The organism is Providencia sneebia DSM 19967 (assembly GCF_000314895.2).
Lineage (GTDB): Bacteria > Pseudomonadota > Gammaproteobacteria > Enterobacterales > Enterobacteriaceae > Providencia > Providencia sneebia.
Genome location: NZ_CM001773.1, coordinates 989049 through 1009990, shown reverse-complemented (window position 1 = coordinate 1009990; position 20942 = coordinate 989049). Strand labels below are relative to the sequence as shown.

General features: G+C 38.2%; 25 protein-coding genes. 14 read left to right on the top strand and 11 right to left on the bottom strand.

Annotated features, from left to right (window positions below; all coding sequences use genetic code 11):
• Positions 1 to 206: 206 nt before the first annotated feature.
• The 3 genes from rpsI to zapE all read right to left on the bottom strand — a co-directional run bounded on the left by rpsI (position 207) and on the right by zapE (position 2453).
• Positions 207 to 599, bottom strand: coding sequence for a 30S ribosomal protein S9 (gene rpsI / locus OO7_RS04050; RefSeq protein WP_004258235.1), 393 nt, complete (start codon positions 597 to 599; stop codon positions 207 to 209).
• Positions 600 to 614: 15 nt separating this feature from the next.
• Positions 615 to 1043 (bottom strand): 50S ribosomal protein L13, encoded by a 429-nt coding sequence (rplM, locus tag OO7_RS04045; protein ID WP_008914696.1) that lies wholly within the window; start codon positions 1041 to 1043, stop codon positions 615 to 617.
• Positions 1044 to 1322: 279 nt separating this feature from the next.
• Positions 1323 to 2453: a cell division protein ZapE gene (gene zapE, locus OO7_RS04040; protein ID WP_008914695.1), complete on the bottom strand. Its 1131-nt coding sequence runs from the start codon at positions 2451 to 2453 to the stop codon at positions 1323 to 1325.
• Positions 2454 to 2825: 372 nt separating this feature from the next.
• On the opposite strand from zapE, the gene zapG reads away from it, so the two are divergent.
• The 3 genes from zapG to degS all read left to right on the top strand — a co-directional run bounded on the left by zapG (position 2826) and on the right by degS (position 6211).
• Positions 2826 to 3230, top strand: coding sequence for a Z-ring associated protein ZapG (gene zapG, locus OO7_RS04035; protein ID WP_008914694.1), 405 nt, complete (start codon positions 2826 to 2828; stop codon positions 3228 to 3230).
• 410 nt (positions 3231 to 3640) lie between these two features.
• Positions 3641 to 5035: a Do family serine endopeptidase gene (locus OO7_RS04030; protein WP_008914693.1), complete on the top strand. Its 1395-nt coding sequence runs from the start codon at positions 3641 to 3643 to the stop codon at positions 5033 to 5035.
• A gap of 111 nt (positions 5036 to 5146) precedes the next feature.
• Complete coding sequence (gene degS, locus OO7_RS04025) at positions 5147 to 6211, top strand: outer membrane-stress sensor serine endopeptidase DegS (protein ID WP_008914692.1); 1065 nt, start codon at positions 5147 to 5149, stop codon at positions 6209 to 6211.
• A gap of 59 nt (positions 6212 to 6270) precedes the next feature.
• Here the strand turns inward: degS and OO7_RS04020 are convergent, their stop codons facing one another.
• The 8 genes from OO7_RS04020 to mlaF form a co-directional block, all read right to left on the bottom strand.
• Complete coding sequence (locus tag OO7_RS04020) at positions 6271 to 7020, bottom strand: hypothetical protein (RefSeq protein ID WP_008914691.1); 750 nt, start codon at positions 7018 to 7020, stop codon at positions 6271 to 6273.
• Positions 7021 to 7483: 463 nt separating this feature from the next.
• Positions 7484 to 8746 (bottom strand): UDP-N-acetylglucosamine 1-carboxyvinyltransferase, encoded by a 1263-nt coding sequence (gene murA / locus OO7_RS04015; protein ID WP_008914690.1) that lies wholly within the window; start codon positions 8744 to 8746, stop codon positions 7484 to 7486.
• A gap of 48 nt (positions 8747 to 8794) precedes the next feature.
• On the bottom strand, positions 8795 to 9049 hold the full coding sequence (gene ibaG, locus OO7_RS04010) for a BolA family iron metabolism protein IbaG (protein WP_008914689.1): 255 nt from the start codon (positions 9047 to 9049) through the stop codon (positions 8795 to 8797).
• A 327-nt stretch (positions 9050 to 9376) separates the two neighbouring features.
• Positions 9377 to 9670, bottom strand: a complete 294-nt coding sequence (mlaB, locus tag OO7_RS04005; protein ID WP_008914688.1) for a lipid asymmetry maintenance protein MlaB — start codon at positions 9668 to 9670, stop codon at positions 9377 to 9379.
• Positions 9671 to 9674: 4 nt separating this feature from the next.
• Positions 9675 to 10301 (bottom strand): phospholipid-binding protein MlaC, encoded by a 627-nt coding sequence (gene mlaC, locus OO7_RS04000; protein ID WP_008914687.1) that lies wholly within the window; start codon positions 10299 to 10301, stop codon positions 9675 to 9677.
• A gap of 35 nt (positions 10302 to 10336) precedes the next feature.
• Positions 10337 to 10834 (bottom strand): outer membrane lipid asymmetry maintenance protein MlaD, encoded by a 498-nt coding sequence (gene mlaD / locus OO7_RS03995; protein WP_008914686.1) that lies wholly within the window; start codon positions 10832 to 10834, stop codon positions 10337 to 10339.
• A gap of 3 nt (positions 10835 to 10837) precedes the next feature.
• Complete coding sequence (gene mlaE / locus OO7_RS03990) at positions 10838 to 11620, bottom strand: lipid asymmetry maintenance ABC transporter permease subunit MlaE (protein ID WP_008914685.1); 783 nt, start codon at positions 11618 to 11620, stop codon at positions 10838 to 10840.
• Between the two features lie 5 nt (positions 11621 to 11625).
• Positions 11626 to 12429, bottom strand: a complete 804-nt coding sequence (gene mlaF, locus OO7_RS03985; RefSeq protein ID WP_008914684.1) for a phospholipid ABC transporter ATP-binding protein MlaF — start codon at positions 12427 to 12429, stop codon at positions 11626 to 11628.
• A gap of 712 nt (positions 12430 to 13141) precedes the next feature.
• Here mlaF and kdsD point away from each other — a divergent pair.
• From kdsD to rnk, 11 genes are all read left to right on the top strand, one after another.
• Positions 13142 to 14110 carry an arabinose-5-phosphate isomerase KdsD gene (kdsD, locus tag OO7_RS03980; RefSeq protein ID WP_008914683.1) on the top strand — a complete coding sequence of 323 codons (969 nt, stop codon included), beginning with the start codon at positions 13142 to 13144 and terminating at the stop codon, positions 14108 to 14110.
• A gap of 13 nt (positions 14111 to 14123) precedes the next feature.
• Entirely contained in the window at positions 14124 to 14684 is a 561-nt protein-coding gene (kdsC, locus tag OO7_RS03975; protein WP_008914682.1) for a 3-deoxy-manno-octulosonate-8-phosphatase KdsC, read from the top strand.
• 15 nt (positions 14685 to 14699) lie between these two features.
• Complete coding sequence (lptC, locus tag OO7_RS03970; protein WP_008914681.1) at positions 14700 to 15293, top strand: LPS export ABC transporter periplasmic protein LptC; 594 nt, start codon at positions 14700 to 14702, stop codon at positions 15291 to 15293.
• Positions 15277 to 15825, top strand: a complete 549-nt coding sequence (gene lptA, locus OO7_RS03965; protein ID WP_008914680.1) for a lipopolysaccharide ABC transporter substrate-binding protein LptA — start codon at positions 15277 to 15279, stop codon at positions 15823 to 15825. Before lptC ends, lptA begins: the two co-directional genes overlap by 17 nt.
• 5 nt (positions 15826 to 15830) lie before the next feature.
• A complete protein-coding gene (gene lptB, locus OO7_RS03960) occupies positions 15831 to 16556 on the top strand; it encodes an LPS export ABC transporter ATP-binding protein (RefSeq protein WP_008914679.1) in 726 nt (241 codons plus the stop codon).
• A gap of 43 nt (positions 16557 to 16599) precedes the next feature.
• Positions 16600 to 18045, top strand: a complete 1446-nt coding sequence (gene rpoN, locus OO7_RS03955; RefSeq protein WP_008914678.1) for an RNA polymerase factor sigma-54 — start codon at positions 16600 to 16602, stop codon at positions 18043 to 18045.
• 21 nt (positions 18046 to 18066) lie between these two features.
• The gene (hpf, locus tag OO7_RS03950; protein ID WP_008914677.1) at positions 18067 to 18354 is read left to right on the top strand and encodes a ribosome hibernation promoting factor; all 288 of its coding nucleotides are present in this window, start codon (positions 18067 to 18069) and stop codon (positions 18352 to 18354) included.
• 99 nt (positions 18355 to 18453) lie between these two features.
• On the top strand, positions 18454 to 18921 hold the full coding sequence (gene ptsN, locus OO7_RS03945; protein WP_008914676.1) for a PTS IIA-like nitrogen regulatory protein PtsN: 468 nt from the start codon (positions 18454 to 18456) through the stop codon (positions 18919 to 18921).
• 155 nt (positions 18922 to 19076) lie between these two features.
• Entirely contained in the window at positions 19077 to 19928 is an 852-nt protein-coding gene (gene rapZ, locus OO7_RS03940) for an RNase adapter RapZ (RefSeq protein WP_008914675.1), read from the top strand.
• Positions 19928 to 20200: a PTS phosphocarrier protein NPr gene (npr, locus tag OO7_RS03935; protein ID WP_008914674.1), complete on the top strand. Its 273-nt coding sequence runs from the start codon at positions 19928 to 19930 to the stop codon at positions 20198 to 20200. The genes rapZ and npr overlap by 1 nt, the downstream gene beginning before the upstream one ends.
• Positions 20201 to 20439: 239 nt before the next feature.
• Positions 20440 to 20850, top strand: a complete 411-nt coding sequence (gene rnk, locus OO7_RS03930; protein ID WP_008914673.1) for a nucleoside diphosphate kinase regulator — start codon at positions 20440 to 20442, stop codon at positions 20848 to 20850.
• Positions 20851 to 20942 lie beyond the last annotated feature (92 nt).

The window sequence follows — 20942 nt, the reverse complement described above, 5'->3', positions numbered from 1 at the left end:
AAAACCTTGAAGTTAACTCTAATCTTGTTGGCTAATAATTTGCATTATGAATAATAAAAGCTGCATAAAGTTGATAATATTTTATTCAAAAATAAAAAATAGAAATGAAATATAGATATTAAACAATTAATAAGTCGATCTAAATAATAAAAAACCCGCCAATAAGACGGGTTTTTTCATCAATTTTATGCCCAAAAGGCAATAAATTAACGTTTGGAGAACTGTGGACGACGACGTGCTTTACGTAGACCAACTTTCTTACGCTCAACAGAACGCGCATCGCGGGTAACAAAACCAGCTTTACGTAGATCTGAACGAAGAGTTTCGTCATAAGCCATCAGTGCACGAGTAATACCGTGACGGATTGCGCCAGCCTGACCTGAAATACCACCACCTTTAACAGTGATGTACAGATCCAATTTTTCCAACATTTCAACCAATTCCAGCGGTTGACGAACGACCATGCGCGCAGTTTCGCGACCAAAGTACTGTTCTAGTGTACGCTGATTGATTGTGATGTTACCGCTACCCGGCTTAATAAAGACACGAGCAGATGAGCTTTTGCGGCGACCAGTGCCGTAGTATTGATTTTCAGCCATTGCTTATAATCCCGATTAAATGTCAAGAACTTGCGGTTGTTGTGCCGCGTGGTTGTGCTCATTACCTGCGTAAACTTTCAGTTTACGGTACATTGCACGACCCAGAGGCCCTTTTGGCAACATGCCTTTAACCGCGATTTCAATCACACGCTCAGGACTGCGAGCAATCATCTCTTCGAAAGTCGCTTGCTTAATTCCACCTACATGGCCTGTGTGGCGATAATAGATTTTGTCTTCGCGTTTATTGCCGGTAACAGCAACTTTTTCTGCGTTCAGAACGATGATGTAATCACCAGTATCCACGTGCGGAGTATATTCCGCTTTATGCTTCCCGCGCAGACGGAGAGCAATTTCAGTTGCAAGACGGCCTAAAGTTTTGCCATCTGCATCAACAACGTACCAGTCGCGTTTTACGGTTTCTGGTTTAGCTGTAAAAGTTTTCATTAAAACTTACCCAATATTGAAGTTACACGTTGGTGAACACTCATGTTCATAAACTTACTGAGGCTCACACGACTCTTGTCCAGCAAACCTACCCCTTCGAGCAGCCTAGCCGGCATTATGTGATATTTTTTGGGAAATAAAAAACATCACTGTAACGTGGGGTCGCAAGATTATAGAGAAGTCAGCAATAAAAATCGACCCCAAAAACAATTTTTTTCTATCTTAATAAATTTCGCAGGTAATTATGCTCATAAAACAAGCAAATTACTTTGACTTATTTTACGCTAAGTGAGGTATTTTTAAATACTCTTCACTTTGCATTTCCTGTAAGCGAGATAGGCAGCGCTGATATTCAAAAGCCAATAATGTTCCTTGATACAAGGATTCCATCGGGACTTGAGCATTAATAATGAGCTTTACCTTACGTTCATAAAACTCATCAATTAAAGCAAGAAAACGTCGTGCTGCATTCTCTTCTTTCACGCCTAACTCAGGTACATCGTATAGCAAAACGGTGTGATAACAATTAGAAAGATAAATATAATCATTCTGGCTACGCGGCTCTTCACATAACGTTTTGAAGCTAATCGCTAAAACACCTTCAGCAGAACGAATTGCCTGCATTTTGCGATGATTCACCTCAAGAATTGGGTTTTGTTCCCCACTTTTCCCCGCTAGCTTCACAAAGGTTTCGTCAAGATGTTTGCGGCTTTCATCATTAATGGGCGATAGAAAAAGATGGGCTTGTGTGAGTGTGCGTAAGCGGTAATCAACGCCCGCATCAACATTCATAATGTCACAATACTTCTTAATTTGCTCAATGGCGGGTAAAAAACGCGCCCTTTGTAAGCCATTGCGATATAAGTCGTCAGGAATAATATTTGAGGTCGCAACTAAGGTGATCCCGCGTGCAAATAGCCCTTCAAGAAGTGTACCTAAAATCATAGCATCAGTGATATCGGAGACAAAAAACTCATCAAAACATAAGATATCCGTCTGTTTTTTAAATTCATCCGCAATAATATCTAAAGGATTTTCATGACCTTGTAATGCCATTAAGTCCTCTTGTACCTTTTTCATAAAGCGATGAAAGTGAAGACGTAACTTTCTATCTCCAGGCAAACTATCGTAGAACATATCCATAAGCCAAGTTTTACCGCGGCCAACTCCCCCCCACATATACAGTCCGCGAACAGGTTGTATATCTGTCGTCGTATTTTTGCCAAATAGGCGACTTAAACGTGTTTTAAGGCCGCGAGTCTGTGCTGTTTGTTCATTCTTTGAAGCATCAATCAATTGCTGATAAATTTCATCCAAACGTGCAACCGCACGTTTTTGTACATCATCAGGCTGATAGTTACCTTCAGCAAGCGCCTGTTGGTAACGCAGAGTTGGGGTCATCGGAGACATTAACTGAATAATCCTTAAAAATTCTTTTTTTTTAATGTGATACAATAAACACCGTACTGATTAGAGTCAGTGATTATCCATTATAATTCTCATTGCAAAGCTGTTAAAAATACTTAATCGGAATTGGAAATATTGCTTTTATCTGCCATTTTCATACATTAACAAGTCGATATTCGTCATACTTAACGTTACCATATAACTATAACATACCACTTAAGGTTACTATCCAAATCACGATAACTTTACGTACCCTAAGGATAGTTTTGCTTGATGCTTACAGGCAACTTGAATTATTTTAGGTATAGTTATAGCTAACTAAGCTTAATTTCTATTTCTTTAATGCGAACACTGATGTAAAACGAAGGAGTCAGCATGACCTGGGAGTATGCACTAATCGGATTAGTTATTGGTTTCATTATCGGCGCATTAGTTGTCCGTTATGGAAACCCAAAACTTCGCCAACAAAAAACAGCACAAGCTGAATTGGATAAAAAAAATATAGAATTAGAGGAATACCGCAAAGAGCTTGTTGGTCATTTTGCTCGCAGTGCTGAGTTGCTGGATAATATGGCGCGTGATTATCGTCAACTATATCAACATATGGCACAAAGCTCCTCTGAACTGATGCCTGATATGCCTGCGCAAGATAATCCATTTAATTATCGCTTAACTGAATCCGAAGCTGATAATGACCAAGCTCCAGTCAAAATGCCACCAAGAGATTACTCTGAAGGCGCTTCTGGGTTATTTCGCCCTGTAGATGATAAAGAGAAGTAATTATCTCAATTTGATTCACCAGTAACGATAAGTCTCTGCTTACTGGTGGATTATTAATTTACGCGCGATCGTTATTTTCAATATGTAGAAAAATCAGAATAAAATGTGTTTTTTATCCTAAAATCATGTTAATTCCTGACCTTAATCCTCATTTGCTATATTGAGTCAGATATACCCGATAAATTTTTATTTCTTTTTATTTCAAAAATGTATAGAAACTAAAGCCACATTTACATTACGTGTAAATAGATGTAAAAGAATGGATATTCACTACCTGTTGCCGGAACTTTTGCGCATAATCCATAGTCATATTAATCAGTAAAATCAAATCTGATATTTAGAAATATCTTGATATCTGTAAAAACGATTACAGCCTGATCAATTTTATTCTTAAGAGAATCTACGGAATGATGAAAAGAAAAAATTTTTTCCTCACTGCAGCAGCAATGAGTCTAGGATTATCCCTTTCAGTATTACCTTCAGTCAGTGTTGCTGCTTTACCTGCTACACTGCCTGCATCATCACAAAGCCAAAATATGCCAAGTTTGGCACCTATGTTGGAAAAAGTACTGCCAGCGGTTGTTAATATTCATGTTTCTGGTACCCGAGTACAGAACCAACAAATTCCAGAAGAACTGAAATTCTTCTTTGGCCCAAATATGCCTTCTCCACAACAAAGTGTGAGACCATTTGAAGGCTTGGGTTCAGGTGTCATTATTGATGCTAAACAAGGCTACATTTTAACCAACAACCACGTTATTGATGGTGCAGATAAAATCCAAATTCAGCTAAATGACGGACGTGAAATTACTGTTAAGCTAATCGGTAAAGATGCACAGACTGATATTGCACTACTGAAAGTGTTGAATGAAAAAGATATCAAGAATCTAACCGCGGTAAACATTGCAGATTCAGACAAACTACGTGTTGGTGACTTTGCCGTTGCAGTTGGTAACCCATTTGGCTTAGGTCAAACAGCAACGTCAGGGATTATTTCTGCACTTGGTCGTAGTGGATTAAATCTTGAAGGACTCGAAAACTTCATTCAAACAGATGCATCAATTAACCGCGGTAACTCAGGTGGTGCATTGGTTAACCTAAATGGTGAATTAATTGGTATTAATACCGCAATTCTAGCGCCTGGTGGCGGGAATATCGGTATCGGTTTTGCTATCCCAAGTAATATGGCAAAAAACCTCAGTGAACAACTGATTAAACACGGTGAAGTCAAGCGCGGTATCCTAGGCATTAAAGGTACTGAAATGAATTCTGACATCGCGAAAGCATTCAATATTGATGCTCAACGTGGTGCATTTGTTAGTGAAGTACTGCCTAAATCTTCAGCTGCCAAAGCTGGAATTAAATCAGGTGACGTATTAGTTTCTGTCGATGGCAAACGCATTAATAGCTTTGCTGAGCTAAGAGCTAAAATTGGTACTAGCCAAATCGGCAAAGAGATCACTATTGGCTTAATTCGTTCAGGTAAACCAATGGATGTCAAAGTCGTTTTAGAAAATGACGAAGGCGAAGCAACTAAAGCAGAAAAACTGAGTGAGTCCTTATTAGGTGCAACATTATCGAACGCGACGGTAAGTAATACAAAAGGTGTTCAAATTGATAGCGTTACACCTAAATCACCCGCTGCTGCAATCGGCCTAATGAAAGGTGACTTGATCTTTGGTGTGAATGATACTCGCATTGAAAACATCGAGCAGTTCCGCAAAATCATTGAAGCAAAACCACCTGTTCTAGCAATGAAAGTACTCCGTGGTAGCGAAACTTTATATTTACTAATGAAAAATTAATTCGCTCACATTTTTTCGATAAAGTAAAAACAGGTACAGTACAAACTGCTGTGCCTGTTTTTTTATGGTATGCTCAAGTTTTCTATATTAACCAGCTGAATTCGATATCTTATGGTGAAAAAGCTTATCTGGGCGGCAATGCTAGGCCTATTAACCGCTATAATTATTGTTATTGCGGTTCCCTCTTTACGTCCTATTGGCTTAACAAATTTGCTCTCGGGTAAAGTAGATAGCGAACCTGTCAGCTATAATAAAGCTGTTCGTAAAGCTGCGCCTGCGGTCGTTTACGTTTATAGCAGTTCTAAAGGTAGCTTTTCTCAGTCTGGTCGAGAGCTAAAATCTCTTGGTTCTGGCGTGATCATGAGCTCTAACGGCTATATTATTACAAATAAGCATGTGGTTGATAATCCTGACCAAATTTTAGTAGCCTTACAAGATGGTTCAATATTTGATGCGTTATTAGTCGGCTCTGATAAATTAACAGATCTTGCCGTACTCAAAATAGATGCAGAAAACCTTCCAGTTATTCCAATCAATAGCTCGCGCATAACCCATGTTGGTGATGTCGTTTTGGCAATTGGTAATCCATATAATATTGGTCAAACAGTGACCCAAGGAATAATCAGCGCAACGGGGCGAGTTGGTTTAAGTTCTACCCGCCGCCAAAACTTTCTGCAAACAGATGCTTCAATCAATTCTGGAAACTCCGGAGGAGCATTAATTAATACTGAAGGTGAACTAGTTGGCATCAACACACTTTCTTTCACTGCTGGGCAAGGGGTCAGTTCAGAAGGGCTGAGTTTCACCATTCCTACCACACTTGCGACTAAAATTATGGAAAAATTGATCCGCGATGGTCGTGTTATCCGCGGCTATATCGGGATCACTGCTCGCGAATTACCTCAGATCAGAACCAATAATAATAATATCAACCAAATTCATGGATTACGCGTATTTCAAATAGCGGCAAATGGCCCCGCAGAAAAATCCGGTATATTACAAGGTGATATTATATTATCAGTTGATGGCAAAACTGCAGTATCTGCCGCTGAAACGATGGATTTAGTCGCTGAAATTCGCCCCGGCAGTAAAATTATTGTCAAAGTTTTACGCGATGGCGAAGTTAAAGATGTTGATGTTATTATTGAAGAAATACCAGATGAGCAAGTAAATTAAATTTTCTTATCACTCAATTTGGTAAAAGCGTCAGATCAAAACCTGACGCTTCTATTAAATTATCTACCTGTTAATTTCAAATTACCCTCACTCTGTATATTAATACTATTAATTAAATTAAAAATTTTTGTATTTTTATTCGGTAAACCTCTTTGATTAATTTTAAATAATGCATGTTTCTTTTCATTTTTTACAACATGCTCATTTTTTGTATTTATGGTAGAAATTCTTTGAATTTCTTTTATAAAATCTTCTTTATCTAAAATAATATACCCATAAGAATCCTCAAATTTACCAGGAACAAAATCCTCTAGTGTGAGTGGGACTTTTTTCTTAATTTCTTTTATCTCGTTTTTCTCTATATTCTCACTAGAAGTATTAGATGTTATTTTTAATAAATTATCTCTATTCGTTGTTAAGCATGGAGATACATTTTTAACATTGATATCATTAAATTTCTTTACGCCAGTATTTGGAGAAATAACTATTTTCTCTTTTCTATTATATTGATGTCGATTGAGTTCATTATTAATCACACATATAAGATCCATTTTTTCCTGTAATTTAAGGTATTCTGAATCCACATTAATTGAGTATATTTTTTTACTCAAACTAAGGTTCTTTTTTCTTACTAATGCATTCACTATTAACATTGGGATCTTATCATTTTTACCATACTTGATATTATTATCATTTATTGATTTGACTTTTTTTAGTAATCCTTTTACCGTTTTTGAAGATACATTATGATTCAAAATATTATTACGGAAATATATATTCACTTTATCCGATAAACTTATTTTTGACATTTTAAACTCACTTTTAATTTAATACTGGGTTTTATATACATATATCAAACTTAAAAATACTATTTAGTTAAATTCAACGACAACTTAGAAATATTTAACTAATTAAAGATTAAAAGATCTTTAAATTTATTAGAAGTGATTTATTATGAATAACTAAAAAAATATAAAAGATATATTTTACGTAATTTAGTTACAGTAAAAAACCTAGCTTATGAATAGCTATTAAATAATTTTTATAAATCATGAATTTCATAAAACTATGTTATTCTTAAGACCATTAGAATAAAAATGTGACAATAGTTTAAAGGACGCTACAGAATGCAAAGCCGATAAAATTGAAATGATGAAATAGTCATATTGTGAAAAGAAATAGAAACGCCTCTAGAAGCGAATATTTATCTACTCCTAGAGGTGCGAATGAAACTAATACACTTACAAAATCACCTGTGTATTCACATAATATTTAATCGTTTGAATGAACGCGCTGAATATCAGCGCCTAAAGCTCTTAACTTATCTTCAATATGCTCATAACCACGATCAATATGATAGATACGATCAACAGTTGTTGTCCCTTCCGCAATACAACCTGCAATGACGAGGCTAGCTGATGCACGTAGATCGGTTGCCATTACCTGTGCACTTGTTAGTTTTTCTACGCCATGGCAAAGAACAGTATTACTTTCAATTTCAGCGTGGGCACCCATACGGATCAATTCAGGAATATGCATGAAACGGTTTTCAAAGATTGTTTCCGTGATCATACCAGCACCTTCAGCAACTAAATTAAGTAAGCTAAATTGTGCTTGCATATCAGTTGGAAATCCTGGATGTGGAGCGGTACGTAGCGTTACCGCTTTAGGGCGTTTCCCTTGCATATCAAGGCTGATCCAATCATCACCCACTTCAATTTTAGCGCCAGCTTCGCGTAATTTAGCTAATACTGCATCCAGTGTTTCTGGTGCGGCATTATGGCAAATAACTTTACCTTTTGACACAGCAGCAGCAATAAGGAAAGTTCCCGTTTCAATACGGTCTGGAAGGACGCGATAAGTTCCACCACCTAAGCGTTCAACACCTTCAATCACAATGCGATCAGTACCAGCACCTGTAATTTTTGCGCCTAATGTATTTAAAAAATTCGCTGTATCTTCGATTTCAGGTTCTCGAGCAGCATTTTCAATTACTGTCGTACCTTCTGCAAGTGTTGCAGCAGTCATAATGGTGACTGTCGCGCCAACACTCACTTTATCCATGACAATGCACGCACCTTTTAGACGTCCATCGACACTTGCTTTAACATAACCGTCTTCTAAAACAATATTAGCGCCAAGTTGTTCAAGGCCAGAAATATGTAAATCAACAGGGCGAGCACCAATAGCACATCCACCCGGTAATGAGACTTCTCCGTGACCGAAACGAGCCACTAAAGGCGCAAGTGCCCAAATAGAAGCGCGCATTGTTTTAACAAGGTCATAAGGTGCGCAGTATTCTGTCACATTTCGCGCATCCACATAAATTGAACCATTGCGTTCAACTTTTGTTCCTAATTGATTCAATAGTTTGATTGTTGTATCAATATCTTTAAGTTCTGGAACATTTTGTATTTCTACTGGCTCTTCAGCGAGTAATGCAGCGAACAGGATTGGTAATGCAGCATTTTTTGCGCCTGATATTGTTACTTCCCCTTCCAAACGGGTCGGGCCTTTAACTAAAAATTTATCCATTCAGTGAGTCTCGCATTCAAATTTTAGATACTGTTCGCAGTTTATTAATTAAAAGCCATTTAATTTGCGATCACGGGCCCATTCTTCTGGTGTATATGCCTTAATTGATAATGCGTGAATCCGGTTATCTGCAATATATTCCATTAATGGAGCATAAATAGCTTGTTGCTGTTTGACTCGGCTCATACCATCAAACATAGCACCAACAACAATTACCTGAAAATGGCTACCATCACCATTAACAATGGCTTCATCCAGTGGTAATTTATCCATCAATACTTGTTTTATTTCGTTATTTTCCATAATTGCTCAATTCTATGATTAGTCTAAATTTACTTGCCCATATGCAAGCTATTCTGCGCGCTATTGGCAAGTAACTGTTTATATAAAATTATATAATGTAAATTAATTTAGGTATTGACTATCAACACACAAAATAATCTATATTATGATAATCAGCAAGAACCCGTAAATAATGTGCGTTAGTGACAATGTAATTGAAAATACCGATGTACTAACGATTAGGATATAAGATGTATATCCTAATGGATCCCGACCAATTCTTAAACCAAAGAAAACGCCTCTGGTGTATAAAACACACAGAGGCGCCCATTTTTTACATTAATTGACTCAATCTAACAATAATGACTTAACGCTATAAAGCTCCATTAATGTCAGCAAATTATCACTCATACCAATGATATTCAAAAAGCGCTTTTGTTCTATAAATTCGCCTTTCAAACGCACTAACATAGCAAGACCTGTTGAATCAACGTGATGTAGCCCAGAAACGTCAAGCAGCTCAACATGTTTAAGAAGGCTATCTCGCTGTTTCCAAAATGCTAACAAAGATTCTCGGTTCAAAGTACCAGTGAGTAACAATGTTGCCTCAGACTGCGTCCATGATAATGCGTGATTACTCATCAGATTATTTCTCTTCTAACGTAATGGGTGCTTTTGCATTAATTTCTAATTGTTTAGTTAGACCTGCAATGCCATCTTTACGAAGAATATCGCCCCACTCGTTTTGCTTAGTTGTAATCATACTGATCCCTTCAGCAATCATGTCGTAAGCTTGCCAGTATCCAGTTTTACTATTTTTTCGCCATTGAAAATCGAGACGAACAGGTGGTCGTCCATCTTTATCAAGGATAGTCACGCGAATGGCAACAATGTTTTTATCACCTAATGGTTGCTCTGGAGCAATTTGATATGTTTGACCATGATACATTGCCAATGCTTGACCATATACTTGCTCAAGATAAGCTTCAAAAGCCTTAAAATAGGCGTCACGTTCAGCAGGCGTTGCATTTTTATAATACGTTCCAAGAACTAATGCACCTGCATATCTGACTTGCACATAAGGCAATAATTCTTCACGCACAACTGTTCGCAAATAGTTAGGATCTTTGCGGATTAAGGTTTGTTCATTTTTAAGGCGAGTAAAGGTTTTTTCTGCTGCCTCATCCATTAATTTATATGGATTGGTTTGATCAACTGCCATCGCAAACGGTGCGATTGCTAGCATTGCTATCATCATCAAGCGCTTAAACATAATCTTTTCCCTCTAAATTCGTATGGATTGTCGAATTAATTTGTTGCAGGTTCAGCGCTACTGCCATCACCGCTTTTATATAAGAACTGTCCTATCAAATCTTCTAAAACCAGTGCTGGTTTGGTATTTTCGAGACGACTGCCATTTTTTAAAAGTTCAGTGCCAAATTCTTCATCATGCGGACCAATATTCATCGCGATATATTGCTCACCTAATAATCCGGATGTTCTAATGGATAATGAACTTGAATCTGGAATGTTGTCATATTCACTTAATAAATCAATTTTTATGTCAGGAACATAATTCTCTTTATTCAAATTAATGCTTGAAACTCGGCCAACGACCACGCCTCCAACTTTGACAGGCGAGCCGACTTTTAAACCGCCGATGTTTTCAAAAGAAGCAGAGACTGTATATGTTGACTGATTACCAATGGATTTTATATCAGCCACTTTTAAACACAGAAAAATTATTGCGGCAATCGCCAGCAACATAAAACACCCTACCCATATTTCACTTTTTTTACTTTGCATGGCTTAATTCCCAAACATCAGTGCTGTAAGTACAAAATCCAATCCTAGAACCGCTAATGATGCATGAACAACGGTTCGTGTTGTTGCTTTGCTAATACCTTCCGAAGTTGGAATGGCGTCATAACCATTAAACAAAGCTATCCATGTGACAGTTATGGCAAAGACCAGACTCTTAATAAAACAATTGACAATATCATGACGCCATTCAATTGAAGATTGCATTGATGACCAGAAAAAGCCCTCATCAATTCCTTTCCAATCAACCCCCACTAATGCGCCACCTAAAATACCAACGGCAACAAATATTAGCGATAACAATGGCATACTAATAAACCCAGCCCAGAAACGCGGAGCAATAACGCGCCGTAGCGGATCGACCGCCATCATTTCAAGACTCGATATTTGCTCTGTGGCTTTCATCAAACCAATTTCAGCTGTAAGTGCTGACCCTGCGCGGCCTGCAAACAATAAAGCCGTGACAACAGGCCCTAACTCTCGTAGCAGTGATAAAGCCACCATCATGCCTAAACTTGCTTCAGCACTAAATGTTGTCAGGACAAGATAACCCTGTAGTCCTAAAACCATACCGATAAACAAACCTGAAACGGCAATAATCAGTAATGATTGCACACCAACTGCATATAATTGTTTAACTAATAATGGCCATTGCTTAGAAAACTCTGGTTTTCCAACGATGGCACGAAACAACATATATCCTGCTCGTCCAAAGGCCGCAAAAATATCAATCCACCGACGTCCGAAGGCAGCGATTGCCTTTACTATCATCTTTTTTACCCTAATAAATCAGCCAGATAATCATTGGCGGGAAAACGGAATGGGACAGGCCCATCAGCGATGCCATCTAAAAACTGCCTAACGCGAGGATCTTGATTCTCACGCAGCTCCTCACTGGTTCCTTTTGCAATAACATGCTGCTGCGCAACAATATAAGCTTCATCCGCTATACTTAGCACTTCAGGAACATCATGTGAAACAACGACACAAGTTACACCAAGTGCTTGGTTTAGCTCGTCAATTAATTTTACCAATACCCCCATCGTGATAGGATCTTGCCCTACGAAAGGTTCATCAAACATAATTAGCTCAGGATCAAGCGCAATTGCCCGAGCTAATGCTGCTCGCCTTGCCATACCACCTGATAATTCAGAAGGCATGAGTTGAGCCGCTCCACGAAGCCCGACAGCTTCGAGTTTCATCATTACCGTTGTATGAATCAATGATTCAGGTAAGTCTGTATGCTCCCGTAATGGAAAAGCCACATTATTGAACACATCAATGTCAGTAAAAAGTGCCCCTGACTGGAATAACATGCTCATTTTTTTACGGGCTTGATATAATTTTGAACGTGATAATGCGGGAATATTATCACCATCAAACCAAATTTCCCCATGACTTGGGCGTAACTGTCCGCCAATCAAACGCAACAAGGTTGTTTTACCAATCCCAGATGGTCCCATAATCGCAGTAATTTTTCCTCTAGGAACAGTGAGGTTAATATTCTCAAATATTTTTCTATTACCGCGAGTAAAAGACATGTCACGTATTTCAATCAAGTTATCTGTCTGTGCTTGCATTAGTTATAGCTCATTTTCTCCGTTCTATTACAAACGGAAGGGTTGTTATCTACATACAACTCAAATTGTCTTGATACATATCATGTCGTCTAACACTTACCAGCAATATACTCATACTCAATCTGATAAAGTAGATGAATAGGAGTTAATCTGATATTACGACCTAATTGTTTGTAATAAAGGATAAGCTCTACTTATATTCTTGGTAACTTAGCCTCTTTGTAACTTATACTGACAACCGCATAATCTATTGTTTTTAATCTATTTTAATAATCAAAACGTCAAAATTATACCCATTTAATTCAATATAAAATTGTTTATAAGTATAACGATTAAAACAGAATATAACTTAATTTAATATAAAATATGTGGATGCGAAATTATCCATGATCATTCAAGCCAATCATAGAGTAAATTTCGCCTTTCCCTTTGTTTTATTGAAGCAACTTTATCTTAAATGTTAAAACTTGTAGGCTTCATATTACTATTTCATTGAGAATACTAAAATTTATCGTTTTTTATTTAGTTTATGATGCTAATGATAAGAAGCCGTTGATCGACTCAAATTATTGTTACACTAACAAACTAATTAAATGTCTTTGTATATGAATAATCACTGAATTAGGACAAAGCACTTACTGATAGTAAGTATTCGTTATACAATTCTGACACGCTCATCCGATTAACTAAAAAACTACGCATGGAATAGAAAATGTCAAACATCGATTTTCAGCAAGTAGGTAAAGAAGTTCTCCAGATTGAAAGTGAAAGCTTAAAAAACTTAGAACAATATATTAATGATGATTTTACTCGTGCATGTCAGAAAATTTCGGCTTGTCAGGGAAAAGTTGTTGTTATGGGAATGGGAAAATCGGGCCATATTGGACGTAAGATTGCAGCAACGCTGGCAAGCACAGGCACGCCTTCATTTTTTGTCCATCCTGGTGAAGCCAGCCATGGTGACCTAGGAATGATAACTAACCAAGATATTGTTCTGGCAATTTCAAATTCTGGTGAATCTGGTGAAATCCTTGCTTTATTACCTGTATTAAAACGTATTGGTGTTCCATTAATTTGTATGACGAACAACCCAAACAGTAATATGGGAAAATATGCTGATATCCATTTGTGCATCAAAGTTCCACGCGAAGCTTGTCCTTTAGGGCTTGCGCCTACCACCAGCACAACAGCAACACTTGTCATGGGCGATGCCCTTGCTATTGCACTTCTCACTGCAAGAGGTTTTACCCCTGAAGATTTTGCACTTTCACACCCAGGTGGCGCACTTGGGCGCAAACTTTTACTTTTAGTTCGTGATTTAATGACAGTCGGTGATGATATTCCGCATATTCCACAAACTGCAACATTACGCGAAGCTCTTATTGAGATCACTCGTAAAAAATTGGGAATGACGGTCATTTGTGATCAGCAAATGAATATCGAGGGTATTTTTACCGATGGTGACTTACGCCGTATTTTTGACATGGGGATTGACCTCAACAATGCAAAAATTGCCGATGTCATGACAGCAGGTGGTATTAGAGTAACGCCAAATATTCTTGCCGTAGAAGCGCTCAACCTTATGCAATCTAAACATGTCACTTCACTTATGGTTGCAGAAGGTAATAAACTCGTTGGTGTGCTACATATGCATGACCTTCTACAAGCTGGTGTAGTATAAACAAGGAATTATGATGCATTCCAATTATCAAAATACCTGTTATGGCCCTATTGCTAAGACAGTTTTAGAGAAAGCTGCCAAAATTAAGCTGTTAATCTGTGATGTTGATGGCGTGATGTCTGACGGGCTGATTTATATGGGTAATAATGGTGAAGAGTTAAAAGCGTTTAATGTTCGTGATGGTTATGGCATTCGCTGTTTACTTACATCTAACATTGAAGTCGCTATTATTACAGGTCGAAAAGCGAAATTACTTGAAGATAGAGCAAAGACTCTAGGCATTACATATCTTTACCAAGGTCAAAGCAATAAGCTTTTGGCGTATAACAAACTGTTAGATACACTGAAGTTAACTGAAGAAGAAACAGCATATATTGGTGATGATCTGATTGACTGGCCGGTCATGGCTAGAGTAGGACTTTCTGTTGCTGTTGCTGATGCGCATCCTTTGCTATTACCTAAAGCGGATTATGTAACGCAAATCGGTGGTGGTAAAGGTGCTGTTCGTGAACTCTGTGACCTCATACTACTGGCACAGAATAAATTAGATGAAGCTAAAGGCTTATCAATATAAAGAATAAATATACACATGAGCAACACTAAAAAATGGTTAATCATCCTGCTATCCTTGGTTGCCCTTGGTCTGATCGGTTGGAATTTAGCGGGTTATAATACTGATGAGCCGATAATCAATACCGTTGATAGCAGTCAGCCTAATTATCAGACTGATGATTCAGTGACGCTGGTCTATAATCTAACGGGGGATTTGGCCTATAAACTTGTGTCAGAAAAAATTGATAACTACACCAATGAAAAAGTGACATGGTTTACAAAACCCGTTTTAACGACTTATAACGAATCCGGTGTTCCAACTTGGATCGTAAGCTCACATAAAGCTAAGCTTACAAATGATAGAGTTCTTTATCTGTACGATGATGTGTTTGTGAGTAGTTTAAGTCCTGATTCGCAAATTCAGCGAATTACAACGCAAAGCGCTGTCATCAATCTTGTCACACAAGATGTTTCATCCGATGACAGAGTTACAATTATTGGGCAGGGGCTAAATTCTACTGGTTTAAAAATGCGTGGCAATTTGCGTAATCGAACGGCAGAATTAATCGAAGATGTTAAAACTTATTATGTTCTACAAAAAGAAGAGCAAAAAAATGAATCAAGTAAATAAAAAGCATTTTATTCAAGGAATTGTTGCCAGCGCAATTTTTGCTCTTAGCGTTCCTGCATTCGCGTTGAAAGATGACACGAAACAGCCAATGACAATTAACTCTGTTAAGCAATCTCTTGATTTAGAAAAAAACATCACAACATTTAGTGATGATGTCATTATAAAACAAGGTTCTATTGATATTCGAGCTAATAAAGTTGTCGTCACGCGCCAGAATAATAATCCTGACAAAATAATTGTAGAAGCTTATGGTAATCCTGTTACATTCTACCAATTACAAGATGACGGTAAGCCAATTAAAGGCCATTCGAATAAAGCACGTTATGAAGTTGATAAACAGCTACTGACATTAACGGGTAATGCCTATCTTGAGCAGTTAGACAGTAATATTAAAGGTGATAGGATCACCTATATGGTGCCAACACAACAAATGGAAGCTTTTAGTGATAAAGGTAAACGTGTGACAACAGTAATATTGCCATCCCAGCTACAAGAAAAAGGCCCGGCAACAAACAACGGAAAGAGTAAATAATCGTTATGGCGATATTGACCGTAGAGAATCTGGCAAAGTCATATAAAAAACGTAAGGTTGTGGAAGATGTCAGCCTTGAAGTGAGATCCGGTGAAATTGTTGGCCTGTTAGGTCCCAACGGTGCAGGAAAAACAACCACCTTTTATATGGTGGTCGGAATAGTGCAGCGAGATGCGGGTAAAATTTTAATTGATGGTGACGATATTAGTTTGTTACCACTGCACGAACGTGCCCGTCGCGGTATTGGTTATCTCCCGCAGGAAGCCTCAATTTTCCGTCGCCTTAGTGTATATAACAACTTAATGGCGGTATTAGAGATACGCGATGACTTAAATTCACAGCAGCGTAAAGAGCGTGCAGAGGAGTTGATGGAAGAGTTTAATATCACTCACCTGCGTGATAGTTTGGGTCAATCATTATCAGGTGGCGAACGCCGCCGTGTTGAAATAGCTCGCGCATTGGCAGCAAACCCTAAGTTTATTCTTTTAGATGAACCTTTTGCTGGGGTTGACCCGATATCAGTATTAGATATCAAAAAAATTATTCAGCATTTACGTGATTATGGCTTAGGCGTTTTAATTACTGACCATAATGTTCGTGAAACACTCGATGTTTGTGAAAGAGCCTATATTGTGAGCCAAGGCCACTTGATTGCATACGGTACACCTAAAATGATCCTTGAAAATGAACAAGTTAAACGTGTCTATTTAGGGGAAGGTTTCCGGTTGTAGTCATCAAGCAAATTTTTAATTGAAATAGAGATATAAGCCATTCATGAAACAAAGTTTGCAGCTCAGAATCAGTCAGCAACTCGCGATGACGCCACAATTGCAACAAGCTATCCGCTTGCTGCAATTGTCTACGCTTGAGCTACAACAAGAAGTTCAGTTAGCATTAGAAACAAACCCACTACTTGAGCTAGAAGAACTCGAATCTCAAACTGAAGCAACTAGTATTGCTGATAGTGAATCCGATAGTAGTGAAATTGATACCAAGGATGCACTTGAGAAAAGTGATATGCCTGAAGAGCTGCCTTTAGATGCTGATTGGGATGAAATTTATTCCGCAGGAACGCCCTCAGGCACCAGTAGTGACTACAGCTTTGATGAATTGCCAGTTTACCAAGGTGAAACAACCCAAACATTACAAGATTATCTCACGTGGCAAGCTGAGTTAACGCCGTTTACCGATACAGATAGAGCAATCGCGACGGCAATTATTGATTCAATTGATGACTCTGGCTATCTCACTAGCTCAATTACAGATATTCATGAAGGGATTGATAATCCAGAAATTACGTTTGAAGAAGTCATTGCGGTCTTAAAACGTATCCAGCACTTTGATCCTCTAGGGGTTGCCGCGCAAGATCTAAAAGAGTGCCTACTCATTCAATTATCTCTTTATCCTAAAGAAACAGTCGGTTTACATGAAGCTCGCATGATCATAAGCCAGCACATCGATTTACTGGCCAATCGCGATTTTCGTCAATTAAGTAAGTTAACACGCTTAAAAGAAGATGCATTAAAAATAGCTGTCGACTTAATTTTGGCTTTAAACCCAAAACCCGGTCAAACCATCAATTCAGGAGAGTCTGAATATGTCATTCCTGATGTTCTAGTGAAAAAAGTCAGCGGACACTGGCAAGTTGAATTAAATACAGATAGCATTCCTAAATTAGGTATTAATCAGCATTATGCATCTTTGATAAAAGATTCAATTAATGAAAGTGATTCACAATACATTCGTAATCATTTACAAGATGCAAAATGGTTGATAAAAAGTTTAGAGAGCCGAAACGAAACACTGCTAAAAGTGGCAAGCTGTATTGTAGAGCAGCAACAAGAATTCTTTGAATTCGGGGAAGAGCATATGAAACCGATGATCTTGGCTGATATTGCCTATCAGGTTGATATGCACGAATCCACGATTTCAAGAGTCACAACCCAAAAGTTCCTCCATAGTCCGAGAGGGATTTTTGAGTTGAAATACTTTTTCTCTAGCCACGTCAATACTGATAGCGGAGGCGAAGCCTCTTCTACTGCAATACGCGCGTTAGTGAAAAAATTGGTTGCTGCTGAAAATCCAGCAAAACCATTAAGTGACAGTAAACTGGCAAGTCTGCTAGCAGAACAAGGTATTCAAGTTGCCCGTCGTACTGTTGCTAAATATCGTGAATCGTTATCTATTCCGCCCTCAAACCAACGTAAACAATTGGTTTAACAACAAAATAAGGAAGATTATATGGAATTTCAGATCACTGGACACAATATCGACCTCACTCCTGCACTACGTGAAATCGTTGAGAAAAAACTCAAAAAACTAGAACAGTTATTTGATCGCATCAATGGTATCCAAGTTATTTTGAAAGTTGAAAAAGTTCAGCAAATTGCTGAAGCAACTGTGCAGGTTAATGGTGCAGAACTCCATGCCTCAGCGGAAGAAGATGATATGTATATTGCAATTGATCAGCTGGTAGAGAAACTATCACGCCAATTAACTAAGCATAAAGAAAAACTGAGACAACATTAATACATTAAGATACCCAAACTCATTGTTTTGGGTATCCATGTAACAAACCAGATGATGATCCCCATCATCTGGTTTTTGTAGTCCTAAGTGAATAATAAAATGAATAATGATATAGAAATTCAATTAAGTACTGTGCTATCTCGAGCCTGTACACGTAATAATCTGACCTGCACAAGTAAAAAACGGGCATTAGAGGTTATTAGTGAGTTAGCCGCTGCTGAATTAGAATTACCTGAAAATACAGTATTTGAAGCTTTATTAACCAGAGAAAAAGTTGGCACAACCGGTATTGGCGGAGGGATTGCAATCCCTCATGGTAAGCTCAGTGAAGATGAAAAGGCTAAAGCCGTCGGCGTATTCTTACATCTTGAAGAGCCAATTGCCTTTGATGCTATTGATAATCAGCCTGTTGATTTACTGTTTGCACTCTTAGTTCCAGCAGATCAGTGCAAAACTCACTTGCATACATTATCACTTATTGCCAAAAAACTGGCCGATAAGTCACTATGTAAACGTCTGAGATCAGCACAAAGCGATGATGAGTTGTACCATATCATTACTGAGTGACTTATAATTTATCCTTCATATAGTTACATGATTATAAAGTTTTTATATTATCGATATCATGATATGAATTAGCTGTACCCGAAAACGTAAACAACATATAGTCCAACTAATTATGATCTTATGATCATTGCGAAGAAACAAAAGGGAGTTAGCTCATGGTGCTGATGATTGTCAGTGGCCGTTCCGGTTCGGGAAAATCCGTTGCCTTACGTGCGCTGGAAGATATGGGTTTCTATTGTGTGGATAACCTGCCGGTTGTGCTACTTCCAGAACTGGCAGATTCACTCGCTGATCGCAATATATCTGCGGCAGTCAGCATTGATGTGCGTAATATGCCAGATAACCCAGAAATCTTTGAAGAAGCTCTCAATAGATTACCGTCGAGCTTTTCACCTCAACTACTGTTTCTGGATGCTGATCGCAACACCTTAATTCGCCGTTATAGTGATACCCGTCGCCTGCATCCTCTTTCAAGTAAAAACTTATCACTTGAAAGTGCAATTGACGAAGAAAATGAGCTGTTAGAGCCACTTAAGTCACGAGCAGATTTAGTCATAGATACATCTGAAATGTCTGTGCATGAACTTGCTGAAATGCTAAGAACGCGCTTACTTGGTAAACGTGAACGCGAACTTACCATGGTATTTGAATCTTTCGGCTTTAAGCATGGTATTCCTATTGATGCAGACTATGTTTTCGATGTGCGTTTTTTACCAAACCCACACTGGGATCCTAAATTACGTCCAATGACGGGGCTTGACCGCCCTGTGGCTGCATTTTTAGATAGACACACAGAAGTGCATAATTTTATTTATCAAACTCGTAGTTATCTTGAGCTTTGGTTGCCTATGCTGGAAACCAACAACCGTAGCTATTTAACTGTAGCAATAGGTTGTACTGGCGGTAAGCACCGTTCAGTCTATGTCGCAGAGCAACTCGCTGACTATTTTCGTTCCCGTGGCAAAAATGTGCAATCTCGCCATAGAACATTAGAAAAGCGTAAGTAATGACGCAAAAAACAACTATTACGCTAAAAAATCGGCTAGGAATGCATGCTAGACCTGCCATGCTACTTTATGAATTAGTTAAAAAATTTAACTCTAGTGTTATTTTGCGTAATAATCACAATATTGAGGCGGAGGCCGATAGCGTTATCGCAATGTTGATGTTAGACTCGGAACAAGGTAGTACTATTGATATTGAGGTCACAGGTTCTGACGAAGTTGACGCTTTATCCGCAATTATTCACCTTTTCGAAAGCGGATTTGATGAAAATTAACTTAATCAACCCTTTAACTTTGAACTAAACCTAATGTGATTTAACGCCCATATATTAGTGATAAATTGGATTATACTGGGCATCATAATATCAGTAATTTTACTAAAATTGGCTCCGAGATCGTGATGTCTCCCTTTTGATAATTTAAGAGCCCAATTTCACACAAATTCATTACAACAACACCCCCTACCTTTATGGGTGGGGGGTGTTTGCTTTGTACGTTTCTATTGGAGTATGGTATGACAAAGCCAAAGATTATTATCAATGATTTAGATGCAGAACGTCTTGATTCACTGATGGCACAGCCTGCTTATGCAGGATCTGCAATTACAGAAGCACTTAATGCTGAGTTAGATCGTGCAGATATTGTGACGCCACAAGAAATTCCTGCAAACGTCGTCACAATGAATAGTACTGTTCGTTTTCTAGATTTGATTAGCAATGAAGAGCGCACTCGTACTTTGGTCTATCCGGCCGCTTTAAAAGATAGTAACGAGCAATTATCTGTTATGGCCCCCATTGGCGCAGCTTTGCTAGGTTTACATGTCAATGATGAAATCAGTTGGGCATTACCGAATGGTGTTGAAACACGTGTTAAGGTATTAGAAATTGTTTATCAGCCAGAAGCAGCTGGCGAATATCATCGTTAATCATCAAGATGATAACAATGCCCGGTAAATCGTCATCGGGCATTGTCTATAAAATGGGTATAGAGAATTAGAAAAGCATTTAGATAAGCTGA